Annotated in this window: 12 protein-coding genes; 2 read left to right on the top strand and 10 right to left on the bottom strand. The window is 61.2% G+C overall.

Going from position 1 to position 15,408, the window contains the following annotated elements:
- Both J5289_RS22205 and J5289_RS22200 read right to left on the bottom strand, forming a co-directional pair.
- Nucleotides 1-1,329, bottom strand: a complete 1,329-nt coding sequence (locus tag J5289_RS22205) for a hypothetical protein (protein WP_247750723.1) — start codon at nt 1,327-1,329, stop codon at nt 1-3.
- Nucleotides 1,326-2,477, bottom strand: a complete 1,152-nt coding sequence (locus J5289_RS22200; RefSeq protein ID WP_224128836.1) for a glycosyltransferase family 4 protein — start codon at nt 2,475-2,477, stop codon at nt 1,326-1,328. The genes J5289_RS22205 and J5289_RS22200 overlap by 4 nt, the downstream gene beginning before the upstream one ends.
- 507 nt (nt 2,478-2,984) lie before the next feature.
- Between J5289_RS22200 and J5289_RS22195 the strand changes: the two genes are divergently transcribed.
- Entirely contained in the window at nt 2,985-4,046 is a 1,062-nt protein-coding gene (locus tag J5289_RS22195; RefSeq protein ID WP_209207253.1) for an aldo/keto reductase, read from the top strand.
- 45 nt (nt 4,047-4,091) lie between these two features.
- On the opposite strand, the gene J5289_RS22190 is transcribed toward J5289_RS22195, so the two are convergent.
- From J5289_RS22190 to J5289_RS22155, 8 genes are all read right to left on the bottom strand, one after another.
- Nucleotides 4,092-5,942 (bottom strand): ABC transporter ATP-binding protein, encoded by a 1,851-nt coding sequence (locus J5289_RS22190; RefSeq protein ID WP_247750724.1) that lies wholly within the window; start codon nt 5,940-5,942, stop codon nt 4,092-4,094.
- A gap of 35 nt (nt 5,943-5,977) precedes the next feature.
- Complete coding sequence (locus tag J5289_RS22185; protein WP_209207255.1) at nt 5,978-6,736, bottom strand: DUF1028 domain-containing protein; 759 nt, start codon at nt 6,734-6,736, stop codon at nt 5,978-5,980.
- Between the two features lies 1 nt (nt 6,737).
- Complete coding sequence (locus tag J5289_RS22180; RefSeq protein ID WP_209207256.1) at nt 6,738-8,525, bottom strand: gamma-glutamyltransferase family protein; 1,788 nt, start codon at nt 8,523-8,525, stop codon at nt 6,738-6,740.
- A 21-nt stretch (nt 8,526-8,546) separates the two neighbouring features.
- Nucleotides 8,547-9,428: an ABC transporter permease gene (locus tag J5289_RS22175; RefSeq protein WP_209207261.1), complete on the bottom strand. Its 882-nt coding sequence runs from the start codon at nt 9,426-9,428 to the stop codon at nt 8,547-8,549.
- On the bottom strand, nt 9,425-10,372 hold the full coding sequence (locus J5289_RS22170; RefSeq protein WP_209207262.1) for an ABC transporter permease: 948 nt from the start codon (nt 10,370-10,372) through the stop codon (nt 9,425-9,427). Before J5289_RS22170 ends, J5289_RS22175 begins: the two co-directional genes overlap by 4 nt.
- A 57-nt stretch (nt 10,373-10,429) precedes the next feature.
- Nucleotides 10,430-11,938 carry an ABC transporter substrate-binding protein gene (locus tag J5289_RS22165; protein ID WP_209207264.1) on the bottom strand — a complete coding sequence of 503 codons (1,509 nt, stop codon included), beginning with the start codon at nt 11,936-11,938 and terminating at the stop codon, nt 10,430-10,432.
- Between the two features lie 69 nt (nt 11,939-12,007).
- On the bottom strand, nt 12,008-12,739 hold the full coding sequence (locus J5289_RS22160) for a FadR/GntR family transcriptional regulator (RefSeq protein ID WP_142831315.1): 732 nt from the start codon (nt 12,737-12,739) through the stop codon (nt 12,008-12,010).
- Nucleotides 12,740-12,981: 242 nt separating this feature from the next.
- A complete protein-coding gene (locus J5289_RS22155) occupies nt 12,982-13,221 on the bottom strand; it encodes a hypothetical protein (protein WP_142831314.1) in 240 nt (79 codons plus the stop codon).
- Nucleotides 13,222-13,484: 263 nt separating this feature from the next.
- Between J5289_RS22155 and J5289_RS22150 the strand changes: the two genes are divergently transcribed.
- A complete protein-coding gene (locus J5289_RS22150) occupies nt 13,485-15,275 on the top strand; it encodes a bifunctional diguanylate cyclase/phosphodiesterase (protein WP_209187938.1) in 1,791 nt (596 codons plus the stop codon).
- The last annotated feature ends 133 nt before the right edge of the window (nt 15,276-15,408 follow it).

Below are 15,408 nucleotides of genomic sequence, written 5' to 3'. Positions count from 1 at the left end.
TCAGCGCGTGACAAGTGCCATGTATGTCTCGCCACCGGGAAGGGCTTCGAAGACGTAGCGGTCACCGGAGACTTCGTGGGTCTCCCGAAGACCGTCCCAGCCCCAAAGCTCGATCCGGCGCGCGCCTTGTGGCAGGTCGATGGTCCAGCGACCACCCGAGATATCCGTCCATCCGCGCAGGTTGTGCCATACGAACAGATCCGACTTCGGTCCGGTCAGATGCATCGTTCCGCTGTGGTAGGGATCGGAGGCATCGATGGTCATGTCGCCGGCAATGCCGAGAACACGCTGCATCACCTTGGAGCGCTCCTCCGGCCGCCAGGGTGACTCGCTTGCCGCCATCGCGTAGCCTGGCCCATCGACGCGCGCGGTATCGCCGATATTCCACGGGAATGCGAAGACGGTGACGGGCTGGCCCTTCGCGCCGACGACCCCAAAATTGTCCCAGAAAGCCGTCAGGAAGAGTTTGGCCGAGAGTTTCTCATCCCCCCAGCCTTCACTGCGGGAGATGTTGAATTCCGTAGCGTAGAAATTGATATCGCGCTTCAGGCCCATGTTGGACTTGATCTTGTCGAAGCAGGTCTGCGCGGAAAATTGGCGGCCTTCCGTCAGGGGGTACCAGCGGTCGTTGTAATAGGTGTGCAGGTCGAGGCCATCCAGCTTGCCGTTCTCCAGCAGGTCGGCGATGGCCGGACCGTAGCCCCTGAGCGTGGCATCGCCGTCGATATTGCAGGCGGCAAATCCTCCGGGAACGACTTTGAGCGTCTTGTCGATCGAATGGATGCCGTCGGCCAGTCCTGCGAGCGCGTCGTGATAGTCCTTCTTCGGGATGGTGTTCTGCACATCCGGTTCGTTAATGGCGGCAAAGATCGTTGCGCCGAAATCCTTGATGCCGTTTTCGCGGCCCCAATCGCCGTTCGGACGGAACCGCCGGGCATACTCGGCGCCGGAACGGAACCAGTCGCTGTAGGCGCCGACCGGCTGCGGCGGATCGATGTACTGGTAACTGCCCTCGTATTCCAGAAGCATCACCGGCGTTATGCCCTTGTGAAAGGCTTCCATCATGGCGGCGTCGAAGTCGTGCGGCGTGGGAATGCGCTTAAGATCCCGCCAGCCGTAGGAGTTCATCCGCCCAAGGCGGGCACCGATCGCATGCAGGCCCTCGTAAAGCGGAGCCGTCGCCTCTCCTGTCAGATGCGTGACAATGTTGCCGCTTCCCGTTCGCCACCGCAGCGTTCCCTCGGCGGCAAAAGCTTGCCCGGCGATAGACGCCAGGACGAGGCTGACGCAGCCTGCCCAGCAGAGGAAAGCCCGAGGCAATCGGCTCATGCATATTTCTCCCGGAGCACGTCTTCGGCAAGGCTCACATAGCGCCGGCTTATCTCATTCCAGCTGTAGCTGTCTGCCGTGGCAATTGCACCTGCCTTGAGTGTCTGGAGGCCGCTTTCGCCGGAAAAAACGAGGGCAAGCTTCCTGGCGATGTCGTCCCGGTCGCGGTCGATGCCGTATCCGTTGACACCGTCCTTCAGATACTCCTCGATACCACCGACACGGGTTGCCAATACGGGCACGCCACAGGCCATTGCCTCCATGCAGACCAACGAGAAAGTCTCGTAGGCCGTGGGCAGGACGAAGGCGTCGGCAGCGGGGTAGATGCGCTCCATATCACGGCGTTCGCCGGCAAAAACGATACGGGATGCGAGGGACCCTGCCATGGCGACATAGGGTTTGCGATTGTCAGAGCCGACAACGAGGAGCCACAGGGTCGGATCGTTCAGCGTCTGCATGGCCTGTATGACGTAGGCGAGGCCCTTGCGGCTGAATTCGTGGCCGACGAACAGCAACAGTCTGGCGTTATCCGGAATTCCGAACTCGGCACGCAGCGCATGGCCGCCTCTCGGTTCCGCCCTGAACTTGGACAGGTCTATCCCGTTCGGAATGATGGCGATACGGTCCGATGGAACCCTGTAATTGTCCATCAGCTCGTGCTTGACGCGGCCCGACACGGCCACATAGCGGCGATACCTGAGGCCGCCGATCATCAGCCTGTCGCGGACGGCAACCCAGGCATGGATCGGGTTGAGGAGCCAGCTCCACTGCCCGGCACGTCGCTTTTCCTTCAGGTTCTCGGCATTGACGGCGTGCACCACCAGGATGTCGCCATAAAACGTATCGCCATGGCTGATCAGCACGCTTTCTCTTTTGGGCAGGTTCGCAAAATTGGCCGCGATCGTGAAGATCGGCACGACCACCATCCGCCCGGCATGGCGAAACAGCCCCCGCTTCGGGAGGCGTGCGAGCCAGGGCACAATCGGCCGGAGCTTGACATTGGCAGGGGGAAATTGCGGCGTCGTCGATGCCACGACCGAGTTTACCTGGCCGAGCTGGCCAAAGGCGATCGACAGGTCCCAAGCGACCCGTTCTGCACCCCCCACGGTGTTGAATTCCTGGATGATCTGGACAATCTCGAAGGTCATGGGTGTGGTGGTGCCTGTCGTTTGTCAACGCTTTATTGAGGATAACGTAATAGAAGCCTTATCTAATCATTAACCTTCTCAGATCGCTTGTCGACCGCTTAAGTCATTGATGGTTAATGCCAAAATTTTTTCCCGACATGATACATTTCGGGCTATCCACTGTATTTCTGATGTATTTTTGCATCGATAGGCAGTCGTAATGTTCACTTTTGGCACGCCTCCAGTTCGTCCGAAGTCATTTCTGGCAAGGTGGCGGTGATCTCTTTCGCCGCCCTAGATTGTTTTGGCGCCGTATCACCGAGTTTTGATCGGGGCTCTCATTTTTGCAGCGATGGCGGCGCTCGGACGTTGGCGATAGGGTATGCACGCATCGTCGCCAGCAGGCCGGTGTCCTTTGCATTCCGTCGCGTGTGTCATCGACAAGGATGCAACTGTCGGCGTTGTCATTGGTTCAGTTGGTGCGGAATTGACCGGCTAGTGCTGCCGGCGCGAAAATGGGAGAGAGAAATGGAATATCGGCAACTCGGCCGTTCGGGCCTGAAAGTCTCGACGATCACGATGGGCACCATGACCTTCGGCGGTGTCGGCTGGGCGAAGACCGTCGGTGATCTCGGCGTCAACGAGGCGCGGCGCCTCGTCGATATCTGCGTCGATGCCGGCGTCAACCTGATCGACACGGCCGACGCCTATTCGCAAGGTGTCTGCGAGGAAATTCTCGGCGAGATCATCGGTGGGCCCCGCAAGAACGATGTTCTGGTCGCCACCAAAGTGCGCTTCCCGATGGGCGACGGCCCGAACAGCAGCGGCCTCTCCCGCCAGCACCTGATCGCCGGTTGCGAAGCCAGCCTCAAGCGCATGAAGACCGATGTCATCGACCTCTATCAGGTCCACGAATGGGACGGGACGACGCCGGTCGAGGAAACCATGGAGGCGCTGGATACGCTCGTGCGTCAGGGCAAGGTCCGCTATATCGGCTGCTCCAACTTTTCCGGCTGGCACATCATGAAGGCGCTTGGCGTTGCCGAGCGTGATCGTTACCAGCGCTTTGTCAGCCAGCAGATCCACTACACGCTGGAAAGCCGAGACGCTGAAAACGAACTCATCCCGATCAGCATCGACCAGGGTCTCGGTATCCTGATCTGGAGCCCGATTTCCGGCGGTCTTCTGTCAGGCAAGCATCGCCGCAATCAGGCAGCTCCGGAAGGTACGCGCCAGTTTGCCGGCTGGACCGAACCGCCGATCCGCGACGAAGACCGCCTCTGGAATATCGTCGACGCGCTGGTCGAAATCGGCGACAGCCGTGGCGTGTCTGCCGCCCAGGTGGCTCTTGCCTGGTTGATCGGCCGCAAGGGCGTGACCTCCGTCATCATCGGCGGCCGCACGGAAGTGCAGTTCAGGGACAACCTTGCTGCTGCCGAACTCAAGCTTACCGACGAGGAGCGGGCAGGGCTCGACAAGGTCAGCCAACCCTGGCTGCAATACCCCTACTGGCACCAGAAAAACACCGCCACCGATCGCCTGAGCGAAGCCGACCTCAGCCTGATCGCGCCCTATCTGCAGGACGCATGATGATCACGACATCAGACCCCGGATAGGGTCTGCGCAAACTGCCGGTCAGGCGGGCTCGTCGAGCCGCACGAGGTGACCGGCAGATACTTCGCGGTAGCGGCGTACAGGCGGCTCATAGCCGATGGCACGGATCGGGCTTCTGAGCTCATCCGTCGACATATCCCGCTTGATGCCCCGGCGCGAGGGATCGGGGACTGGAACCGCCGCGATGAGTTTCTTCGTATAGGGATGCTGCGGGTTTTCGAACACCGCCGCGCGCGGTCCGATCTCGACGATCTCACCCAGATACATCACGGCGACACGGTGACTGACGCGCTCGACAACCGCCATGTCGTGGGAGATGAACAGGAAGGCGAGGTGCAGGCTCTGCTGCAGGTCCATCAGCAGATTGCAGACCTGCGCCTTGATGGAGACATCGAGCGCCGAGACGCTCTCGTCGGCGACGATGACCTTCGGATCGAGCGCCAGGGCACGGGCGATGCAGATGCGCTGGCGCTGGCCGCCGGAAAACTCGTGCGGGTAGCGGCTCATCATGTCGGCCTTCAGGCCGACGCGTTCCAGCAGGTCGGCCGCCTTGTCGCGCGCCTGGGCGCGGGTAGCGAGGCCGTGCTCGATCACGGGCTCAGCGACGGCAAAGCCGACGGTCAGCCGGGGATTGAGGCTGGCGAACGGGTCTTGGAAGATCATCTGGATGCTGCGGCGCATCTGGCGAAGGGAAAGTGAATCCAGCTTCATCACGTCGTAGCCGTCGAGATGCACCTCTCCGCCATCGGGCTCTATGAGGCGCATGATGGAGCGCCCGGTGGTCGACTTGCCGCAACCGCTTTCGCCGACAAGCGACAGCGTTTCGCCTTGGAAGAGATCGAACGAGACGTTTTCCACCGCATGGATGGCGCCGGTCTTTCGCCCCAGCAGGCCGCCATGGATATCGAAGCGGGTGGTGAGGTTCTTGACGTCGAGGATCGGCGTCTGGCGGCGATCGACGGTGTCTGCCACCTCGCCCGGTTGCTGGAGGACACCGGTGGCAGCATCGACGACGGGGAAATGCAGCGGCCAGGCCTTGTCCGTCATCGAACCGAGGCGGGGGACGGCGGAGAGGAGAGCCCGGGTATAGGGATGCTTGCCGCGATGGAAGATATCGTCGGTGGCGCCGCTCTCGACCGCTTCGCCGCGATACATGACGATGGTGCGGTCGGAAATTTCGGCGACGACGCCCATGTCGTGGGTGATGAAGAGGACGGACATGCCTTCCTCCTCCTGCAGGATCTTGATGAGGTCTAGGATCTGCCCCTGGATCGTCACGTCGAGCGCGGTGGTCGGCTCGTCGGCGATCAACAGCTTCGGCCTCGAGGCTAGCGCCATGGCAATCATCACTCGCTGGCGCATGCCACCAGAGAACTGGTGCGGATACTCATTGAAGCGCGAGGCGGCGTTGGGAATGCGCACCTTCTCAAGGAGGCGAATGGTCTCTGCCTTTGCCTCGGCCTTCGAAATATCGCCGTGGCAGGTGAGTGCCTCCGAGATCTGGCGGCCGATGGTGAAGATCGGATTGAGTGAGGTCATCGGCTCCTGGAAGATCATCGCGACGTCCTTGCCGCGAACGCCTCTCATTTCCTTGTCCGACAGCGAAAGGATATCGCGGCCGCCAAGCAGGATGCCGCCCTCGATCCGGCTGCTGTTGGCAGCAAGCAGGCGCATGATCGACAGCGAGGTCACACTCTTGCCCGACCCGCTTTCCCCGACGATCGCCACGGTTTCACCGGGCATGACATCGAAGGAGATGTCGCGGACGACCGAACGCCACTGGCCATCGACGCGAAAAGAGGTCGTCAGATGGGAGACTGACAGCACCGGCACTGCACCGGTCATGGTCTTCTCAGCGGCTGTATCGGTCATGGAGTACCTCGATATCTGCTATGGGCGGCCGAGTTTCAAACGGATTTCGGCGAGGTGGCAAAGGAGGCCGACGATAGCCCGGCGGCCTTGCGCTCGGTCTCCATCCGCGCAATTTCCGCATCGATTGCGCTGCGGTCGATCATGCCGCTCGGGTTTTCCCGGGTTGGCGCGGTTTCGGCGACGGGCAGGTAGCGCTCCTTTGCCACGGCGTAGAGACGCCGCAGTTCGGCGAGCGGTTCGGCGTGGTCGTCGACGCGGATGTTGAGCCAGGCATAGTCCTGGTCGCGGTAAATCACGAGCGCTGCAGATTGCTGCCCGCGCTTGTCGCCGCCGGCGTCTTCGCCGGCCTGCATCGCTTCCAGCAGCCGTTCGGCCAACGGCGCTCCGGACGTCTTTTTGAATGTCTCGAGCGTTTTGGCGATCACCTGCGGGCCGGACAGCATGTTGCCGGCAACGGAGACGTTCTCGTCGACGAGATGGCCGGCCCAATCGATGCATTTTCCCCCGGTAAAGGCGGCGTTGCGGCCCTTGCCGTCGATCAGGTGCAATTGACGCTGCTCGTGGCCGTCGTCGCGATTTGTGAGCGCAGCAATGGTCTGCTGCGGCGTCTTGCCCTCGGCCAGCATGATCAGGCCGTCCGTTCCATAGAGCGGGCTCGAGAAAGCCTGCGTCGCGATGGCGCCGACACCCCCGCGTATATGAGGCACGATGCTGCCGACCGCGAAAAAACGCGTGGCGACGGCGATGGCGAGGTGGCCGGTTTCGGGATCGCGGGTAACGATGGACCAGGTCATATCAACGCCCCACTGCATAGGCTTGCATCAGCCGCGGTGTGGCCGCTGCCCGGAGCAAGCCGCAGGCGTCGCGTCCGGCCGCAGTCAGCCGGCCAACGGTCCACTCGTCCGCAACCGTCAACCGGTGACCCTTGGCGCGCAGGGCTTCCAGCACCTCCGACCCGAAATTCGCCTCCACCGTCAAACCGCCTGGCTCGCGGGTGCGGGGATAGAACGAGCTCGGAAAATGGGTCGTGTGGAACAGCGGCGTGTCGATCGCCTGCTGCAGGTTCATCTTGTGGTGGACGTAGTGCAGGAAGAACACCAGCTGCCACTGGTCTTGCTGGTCGCCACCGGGCGTTCCGAAAGACAGAGCCGGGCGGCCCTCGTTGAGTGCTATCGACGGCGTCAGGGTGGTCCTCGGCCGCTTGCCGGGTGCAAGCGACGAGGGCAGCCCAGGCTTCAGCCAGAACATCTGGGCCCGGGAATTGAGGCAGAAGCCGAGGCCCGGAATGGTCGGAGACGATTGCAGCCAGCCGCCCGAGGGTGTCACGGACACCATGTTGCCCTCGCGGTCGATCACGTCGATATGCACGGTGTCGCCGCGCTTTTCGGTCAGATGCGACATGGTCGGCTCGTAGACGGCGCCCGACTTGGCAGCCGAGTTATCCAGCATGGCCATCGTCGCGTCCCACTGGGCCTCGAAACCCACAAGCTTGCCGGGGCGCAGGTCGATCGAGGCTTCGGGTGCGATCAGCTTGCGACGTTCCGCAGCATAGGCTTCCGACAGGAGGTGGTCGAGCGGTACGTCGCAGAAATCGGGATCGCCGTAGTAGATTTCGCGGTCGGCAAAGGCGAGCTTCATCGCCTCGGTGACGGTGTGGACGAAATCGGCGCCCGCCGGGTCCATCGCGGCGATATCGAAGCCTTTCAACAGCGACAGCGCCTGCAGGAAGACGGGTCCCTGACCCCAGGTGTCGGTCTTTGCCACCGTCCAGCCATGATAGTCGAACGTCTGCGGCGCCTCGACGGTCGCCGACCAGCCGGCCATGTCTTCGCCGGTCAGTACGCCCTTGTGCCTTGTTCCGCTCGCGTCCATCACCGCATTGTTGCGCACGTAGCCATCGATCGCCTCGGCAATGAACCCTTTGTAGAATGCGTCTCGGGCAGCATCGACCTGCGCCTCGCGGCCGCGCTTGCTTTCCGCCTCGGCGATAACCCGGCGCCATGTTTCGGCCAGTGCCGGCTGTCGAAAATTCGAATGTGGCTCCGGATGAGAACCGCCGGGAAGCCAGTGGGCATGGGATGTAGGCCACTCCGTTTCGAAGAATTGGGAAAGGCCCTTGATGGTTGCCGAAACCCGGGGAAGGACTGGATGGCCATTTTCGGCGTAATAGATAGCCGGCTCAAGAACATCGCGGACGGTCATCGTGCCATAGTCGCGCAGCATTAGCATCCAGCCGTCGAAGGCGCCCGGAATGACGGTCGATAGCAGCCCATCGCCGGGGATGAGCGTCAGGCCTTCACTCGTGTAGTGCTCGATGGTGGCGCCGGCCGGGGCGGGACCCTGGGCGCAGATCACCTCCACCTTGCCCTTCTTCTTCGAATAGATCAGCGCCGGCAGATCGCCGCCTGGACCGCACAGATGCGGTTCTATGATCTGCAGGACGAAACCGGTAGCAACAGCGGCGTCGAATGCATTGCCACCCTTTTCCAGGATGCTCATACCGACCGCCGAGGCGATCCAGTGGGTGGATGTGACAACACCGAAGGTGCCGAGGATCTCGGGGCGCGTGGTAAAAGCGTTCATGGCAAAGTCCTTTGAGAGTAATCAGGCGTCGCGCGGGTCGAGGGCATCGCGTCCGTCGCCGAGAAGATTGAAACCGATAACGACGAGGAAGATCGCCGCTCCAGGCCACATGGCCATCCACGGCGCCTGGCCGAGAAAGTTCTTGGCGACGTTGAGCATGGAGCCCCAGCTCGGTGCCGGCGGCTGCTGGCCGAGGCCGAGGAATGAGAGGCTCGCCTCGGCAATGATTGCAGTCGCGATGGTTAGGGTGGCCTGTACGAGGATCGGGGCGAGCACGTTGGGCAGGATGTAGCGGGTGATGATGCTGAAGTGACGAAGACCGATCGAGCGGGCGCCTTCGACATATTCCTCGGTCTTGACGGCCATCACCTGGCCGCGCGTCAGGCGGATGAAGACGGGCATGGCGGAGAGGCCGATGGCAATCATGGCGTTGGTGAGGCTTGGTCCGAGGAAGGCGGCAAGCGCGATGGCCATGATCAGGAAAGGCATGGCGAGAAACGCTTCCGTCACACGCGAGATGATCATGTCGATCCAGCCGCCGAAATAGCCGGAGACAAGGCCGAGCGGCACGCCGATGACGACTGCGATGGCCACCGAGAAGATGCCGGCCATCAGCGACGCCCGCGCGCCCCAGATCATGCGCGAAAGGATGTCGCGACCGATGTCGTCGGTGCCCAGCCAATGGGCCGCTGAGGGTGCCTTGCGGATGGAAGACCAGCTGGTGGCGATAGGATTGGGGATGGGCAGCAGGGGTGCTGCAATCGCCATGACGACAAAGAACAGGATGATGACAAGCCCAATGAGCGCGCCCTTGTTGGCTTTGAGCTTGCGCCATGCGCGGTTGGTCAAGCGCGGGCTGGCGGTTGAAACCGGGATGGAAGCGACGGGGTTGATCGTGCTCATAGGGCGGCCCTTAGTCTCGGATTGAGAAGGACGGAAAACACGTCGGCAACGAGGTTCATGAAAATGAAGCCCACGGCGGTGCAGAGCACCACGCCCTGGACGACCGCATAGTCGCGGTTGAAGACGGCATCGACGATCAGCTTGCCGAAGCCGGGAATGGTGAAGATCTGCTCGGTCAGCACCGCGCCCGCCAGCAGTTCGCCGAACAGCAGGGCACTGATGGTGATGATCGGCAGCAGCGCATTGCGAAACGTATGCTGCAATACCACGGCAGATTCCTTGAGACCCTTGGCGCGCGCCGTTCGGATGTAATCGGCGCTGAGCACGCTCAGCATGGAGGATCGTGTGTGGCGCATCAGGGTTGCCGCCAGCGCATTGCCCAGCACGAAGGCGGGCATCAGCATCGTCTTGATCGATTGCAGCGGATCGTCGAAGAAGGGCTGGTAGCCGGAGGCCGGCAGCCAGCCGAGCTTTACCGAAATCAGCAGGATCAACATGATGCCGAGCCAGAAATTCGGGATCGACAGGCCGCACAACGCGACGATGTTGGCGAAAAAGTCGATGATCGTGTTGCGCTTGACGGCCGCGAGGATGCCCATCGGAATGCCGATGACGACGGCAAAAATCATCGACATGATGGCCAGCTGCAAGGTCACCGGCAGTTTCTGGGCGACCAGGGTGAGGACGGGCTGGTTGGTGCGCAGCGAGATGCCAAGGTCGCCCTTGAGCACCGCGCCCAGCCAGTACCCGTATTGATAGACGACGGGATCGTTCAGCCGGTATTTCTCACGCAGGAATTCTATGACCTGCGGGTCCCGCTCTTCGCCCGCCATGGCAAGGACTGGATCGCCGGGCAAAAGCTTCTGCAGCGAAAAGACGAAGATCGAGATGATGATGAGCGTCGGTATGGCGACGAGCAGTCTCTTTCCGATGTAGGTGTACATGGCCGATCCCAACCTTTTGCATCGGCCGCGCGAGAGTTCCCCGCGCGGCTGGCTCGATTAGCCGCTCTTCTTGACGCCGACCATGCGGATCATGCCATCAGGCGAGGGGACAAAGCCGGTGACGGCCTTGTTGTAGGCCCAGATCCGAGCGGAATGGCCGAGATAGATGATCGGCAATTCATCGTTGAGGATGGCGAGCGCCGCATTGTATTTTTGCTTGCGGACTGCGGCGTCTTGCGACTGGCGAGCTTCGACCAGCAGCTTGTCGACCTCGGGGTTGCTGTACTTGGAATCGTTCAGTCCGGCGCCGGTGGTAACGAACTGCTGGATGTTACCATCCGGATCGGCCCGTCCCGACCAGTCGGAGCGGCTGAGCTGATAGTTTCCGGCCGTCTGGGCATCGAGCAGGGTGGCGAATTCCGTCGGCTTCAGCGTTACGTCGAAGCCGGCTTCGGCGACCATCGACTGGATGATTTGCATCATCTGCAGGGTGACGGGATCGTTGGTGACGGCGATTTCTACGGGCACGCGCTCAAAGCCGGCCGCCTTGATCAGGGCTTTGGCCTTGTCCACATCGCGGGCGGGCACCGGGATATCCTTGTCGAACCAGGGGCTATTGGGCGAAAACGGCTGGTTTCCGGCCAGCGCCGTGCCGTCAAAGACGATCTGCATTGCCGCCTCCCGGTCGATGGCAAGCGAGAATGCCTGGCGCAACCGCTTGTCCTCACCCATCGGGTTCTTGGCGCGCGGACCGTTGCCGATGTTGGCGTAGATGCCGAGCCAGCCCGTGCCGACGGCGTCGGCATAGGCGAGCTTGGGGTCGCCCTTGACCGTCGCCACATCGGTGGCTGAAACGCGCTCGATCATGTCGAGATCGCCCGAGCGCAGATTGGCGAGGCGCACTGTCGTGTCCGGGATCGGAAGATAGGTGATCTTGTCGATGAAGATATTGTCCTTGTTCCAGTAGTCCTGGAACTTCTCAAGCACGATGCGGTCCTGTTGCACCCGCTCGACGAACTTGAACGGGCCGGAGCAGACGGGATGATCTCCGAATTTTGCACCGGCGGCCTTGGCGGCTGTGGGCGACACCATCATGCCGGCGCGGTCGGAGAGCTGGGCAAGCAGTGTCACGTCCGGCGCTTTCAGCGTGAACTTCACCTCGTATTCGCTGGTTGCCTCGATGTTGGTGACGGAGGAGAGTTCGCTCTTACGTCGCGATTCCGGCATCGTCTTGTTGCGCTGGATATCGTCTACGACAGCCTGGGCGTTGAAGGGTGTGCCGTCGTGGAACTTGACGCCCTGGCGTAGCGTCATCGTCAGCTCCTTGCCATCAGCCGACCACTTCCAGGCTGTCGCCAGCTGCGGAACGAACTCGAGCTTCGCCGTCACATCGACCAGCTTGTCGCACAAGGCCGTATAGACGATGCGGCCGACGAAGGTACGGGATTGGGCGGGGTCGAGCACATCGGCGTCGTCCTGCAGCCCGATTTTTAGCTCGGCACCGAGCGCCGGCAGGGCGCAGAGGGTGCCGATGGAGAGTAGCGATAGAAATTTGGCGATTTTCATTTTTGTTTCCCCTGTTTATGGCGCGGTCCGGTCAAGGCCGGATCCATCTGTGGTATTCTCAATGCTGCCTCAGGCATCCTCTTGCCGCAGTGCCGGCAGTTGGGCGTCGAAGGAGGTGACGCGGATCAGGCTTTCCTGCAGCAGCAGAAGGTGCTGTCGCATCGCTTCGGCAGCGCCCATCGGGTCGCGTGCCGCGATCGCGTCGATGATGGCCCGATGCTGATCGTGGGTCCGCTCCCGCGTGCGGCTGTTGCTGCGGGCCAATTCGCGAATGGTTTGCCACGCTTCGTCCTGGCGAACGTGATTGATAAAGTCGAAAATTGTCAGGAAGAACTGGTTACCGGCGCTCTGGGCGATCAGCCGGTGCAGGGCGCCGTCCCACAATTCCCGACCGTCCGCATCGTCGCTGCGGTAGATCTTTTGCGCCAGTTCGTACATGCGCCTGATCGAAATGTCCTTGGCGCGGATCGCGGCAAGCTGGGCCAATTGCGGTTCGATCCGCAAGCGGACTTCCATGATTTCCGTAATATCGGTGCTGGCGACGATCGAGCCGACGTGCTCGCTCCAGCCATCGGGGCGCGGTCCGGCATAGGTGCCGGATCCCTGCTTGCGCCAGATCAAACCCTCTGCCTCCAGCACCTCGAGAGCCCTGCGCAGGGCGCGACGGCTGACGTCGAACTGTTCCGACAGCGCCCGCTCGGTGGGCAGCTTGCCGTCTGCATCGAGCTCGCCCGAGTGCAGCAGGCCTCTCAGCCGTTCCAGAGCATAGGTCGAATTTTCCGGCAGGTTGCTCACGGTCATATTCCAGCTCAAGGCGAACCAATGTTTGATTGGTTCCATTCAAGCCACGTTGCAGCGAGGCGTCAAGCGCTTTTTTGTGCATCCATGAAATTGCATAATTATTGGGCTAAGCGCTTAGGCCGCAAATGTGCCCGAGCCGGGTCGGCTCAAGCGTGCTGCCGGGATCGGCTGCCCCGGCAGATGCTGCAGCGCGCTTGGATGGGCGCACGGTGCAAATGACTATTTGTTTTAAAAGACCGAGCCTACTTCCAGCTCTTGCCGTCGGCAGCGGCGCAGCCGTATGGGGGCAGGTTGTTGGAAAACGTCGTCTTCAGGCGCGCGCAGCCCCAGGCGTTGATCGGGGCGGGCATGGAGGAATTGAGCGTGATGCCGACTTCATCATAGGGGCTGTCGGTGTTGGTGACGTAGCGATACCAGCGAAAACCGACCGTCGCGACCAGTGCGATGACGATGACGAGGATCAGGCGAACCAGCATTTTCATAATCTTTTCCTTGCTTCAAAACGCCGCCCTCTAGCAGCCTTGTCGCCAAAGCAAAAGCGTTTGTCTGGGGCATTTAGGGAACGGCGGCTCCGGCGCCGACAGGCCGGAGCAAGGCCAATAGGCGATGAAATGCTTGGAATTGCCGGTGAAGCGCCTCATCTGGCACATTGTTAAAATAAGATATGCTTTCTTCTGTAATCGATAATCGACAGGTGTTAGCTTGTGATCAGACGCATTGGAGCGTCAGCTTGAACAGATTTCCCATGACAAACTCAACAGAGCAAGAGCGCCTCGAGGCGCTATACAATCTCGGGCTTCTCGATACGCCAGCCAGTGAAAATTTTGATCGCATAACGCGAATGGCAAGCAAAATTTTCAACCTGCCGATCGCTGCCGTGTCACTGACAGACGTCGATCGGCAATGGTTCAAATCCCGCGTCGGCGTCGATCACGACTCCATTCCTCGGGATCGCGCGCCGTGCGCGCAAGTGGCGGAATCCAAGGACCTGTTGGTCATTCCGGATATGGCAGGGGACAGTTGCTACCGGGAAAGCGTTCTTGGCAAAAGCGGCATTCGCTTCTATGCCGGCGCCCCTTTGATAACGCGCGAGGGGCACGGCCTCGGCGCCCTCTGCGTCCTTGGAACGGAGCCGCGCACCGCGACGGAGGAAGAGCTTTCGGGCTTGCGGGACCTCGCCGCGATGGTAATGTCGCAAATCGAACTGCAGCATTCCATCGGCCGGATCGACCCGATCAGCGGTCTGCCAAACCGGGTGCAGTTCTTCGACGACCTTTCCGACCTCGTACTGGACGATGCCAGCGGGCTTCAACGTTTTGCCGTTCTGGTCGATCTTGCCGATAGCGCGCAGATCGATACGCTCGCGCGGGTGATGGGTCCGGCCCATGTCGACACCTGCATTCGGGAGGCCGGACGGATCATCCGGTTGTCCCTCGGCCACGCAAGAACCACCTATCACGTGTCATCGACGCAATTCGCTTTCATCGCTCCGAAAGCGGTCCGAAAACAAAAATATCTTGCCAGACTTGGCGTTATGCTGGCGCAGATCGAAGCTGGATTGAGCCTCAGGTTCGTGATGACGCCGGTGATGGGTGTTGCGCCGTTTATCGCCAGAAAAATCATCCCGGCGGAACTTTTGCAGCAATTGAACAGTGCCGCCCAGGATGCACGTAGCACCGAGGCCCGGGTCAGCCTTTTTTCGGCCTCCAGCCACGCCAAGCACGAACGCGCCTTCCGGTTGCTGGAGGATTTCGGCACGGCTCTCGATTCAGACAATCAATTGTCGGTCGTGTTCCAGCCGCGCATAGATCTTGCAAGTGGTCGCTGCGTGGCGGCCGAAGTGCTGTTGCGCTGGCGCCACCCGGACTTTGGCGCCGTCTCGCCCGGCGAGTTTGTGGCGATCGTCGAGCATTCGCCGCATGTGCGGAAAATGACAGCCTGGGTTCTGGATGCCGCCCTTCGCCAGACAAGGGCCTGGAAGGACACCGGCCTGCATATGCCGCTGTCCGTCAACGTCTCTGCAGCCAATCTGGAAGAGGAAGACTTTGCCGAGCAGGTCGGTCTTGCTTTGCGTCGTCACGAAATTTCGGTTGAGATGCTGGAGCTGGAGGTGACGGAAAGCTCGATCATGAAGGACGCGGCAAAGGCAATGGAAAAGCTGCGCTCTCTGGCGGAGGCCGGCATCCGTCTCTCCATCGATGATTTCGGCACCGGCTACAGCAGCTTGTCCTATCTCCAGCTGCTGCCGGCAACCGTCGTCAAGATCGACCGGTCCTTCATCAGAAACCTGGAGGACGGAACGCGCGAGCGCAACCTCGTGCGATCGATGATTTCCCTCAGCCACGACCTCGGCTACCGCGTCGTCGCCGAGGGTGTGGAAACCAGGAAAGCCCGGGACATTCTTGCCGGCATCCATTGCGACGAGGCGCAGGGCTATCTCTTTGCAAAGCCGCTGAAGCCTCGCGAGTTCGAACGCTGGCATGATTCGCAGCAGAAGAGTCTGGCTGCCACCGGCGACACTTATCGGTCGGCTTGAGGCAAGTCCCTGATGTCAATTGCACCCTTGGATGGCGCGGCGCCGCGCCGGTGTTTCTGCCATGGTTGTGACGCGATCCCTAAGGGCGCCCGGATCGTCACGGAGGCCGCTAAGTGTTTGTGTTTTCACTTCT

Origin of the sequence: Rhizobium sp. B230/85 (assembly GCF_019355735.1) — a bacterium.
GTDB lineage: Bacteria > Pseudomonadota > Alphaproteobacteria > Rhizobiales > Rhizobiaceae > Rhizobium > Rhizobium rhododendri.
The sequence above is the reverse complement of the archived record's forward strand: the minus strand, read 5'-3'. Positions and strand labels throughout refer to the sequence as shown.

What these genes read in the sequence shown, in the direction of transcription:
- J5289_RS22205 (WP_247750723.1), bottom strand. Translation starts at nt 1,329, where the DNA reads ATGAGCCGATTGCCTCGGGCTTTCCTCTGCTGGGCAGGCTGCGTCAGC.
- J5289_RS22200 (WP_224128836.1), bottom strand. Translation starts at nt 2,477, where the DNA reads ATGACCTTCGAGATTGTCCAGATCATCCAGGAATTCAACACCGTGGGG.
- J5289_RS22195 (WP_209207253.1), top strand. Translation starts at nt 2,985, where the DNA reads ATGGAATATCGGCAACTCGGCCGTTCGGGCCTGAAAGTCTCGACGATC.
- J5289_RS22190 (WP_247750724.1), bottom strand. Translation starts at nt 5,942, where the DNA reads ATGACCGATACAGCCGCTGAGAAGACCATGACCGGTGCAGTGCCGGTG.
- J5289_RS22185 (WP_209207255.1), bottom strand. Translation starts at nt 6,736, where the DNA reads ATGACCTGGTCCATCGTTACCCGCGATCCCGAAACCGGCCACCTCGCC.
- J5289_RS22180 (WP_209207256.1), bottom strand. Translation starts at nt 8,525, where the DNA reads ATGAACGCTTTTACCACGCGCCCCGAGATCCTCGGCACCTTCGGTGTT.
- J5289_RS22175 (WP_209207261.1), bottom strand. Translation starts at nt 9,428, where the DNA reads ATGAGCACGATCAACCCCGTCGCTTCCATCCCGGTTTCAACCGCCAGC.
- J5289_RS22170 (WP_209207262.1), bottom strand. Translation starts at nt 10,372, where the DNA reads ATGTACACCTACATCGGAAAGAGACTGCTCGTCGCCATACCGACGCTC.
- J5289_RS22165 (WP_209207264.1), bottom strand. Translation starts at nt 11,938, where the DNA reads ATGAAAATCGCCAAATTTCTATCGCTACTCTCCATCGGCACCCTCTGC.
- J5289_RS22160 (WP_142831315.1), bottom strand. Translation starts at nt 12,739, where the DNA reads ATGACCGTGAGCAACCTGCCGGAAAATTCGACCTATGCTCTGGAACGG.
- J5289_RS22155 (WP_142831314.1), bottom strand. Translation starts at nt 13,221, where the DNA reads ATGAAAATGCTGGTTCGCCTGATCCTCGTCATCGTCATCGCACTGGTC.
- J5289_RS22150 (WP_209187938.1), top strand. Translation starts at nt 13,485, where the DNA reads ATGACAAACTCAACAGAGCAAGAGCGCCTCGAGGCGCTATACAATCTC.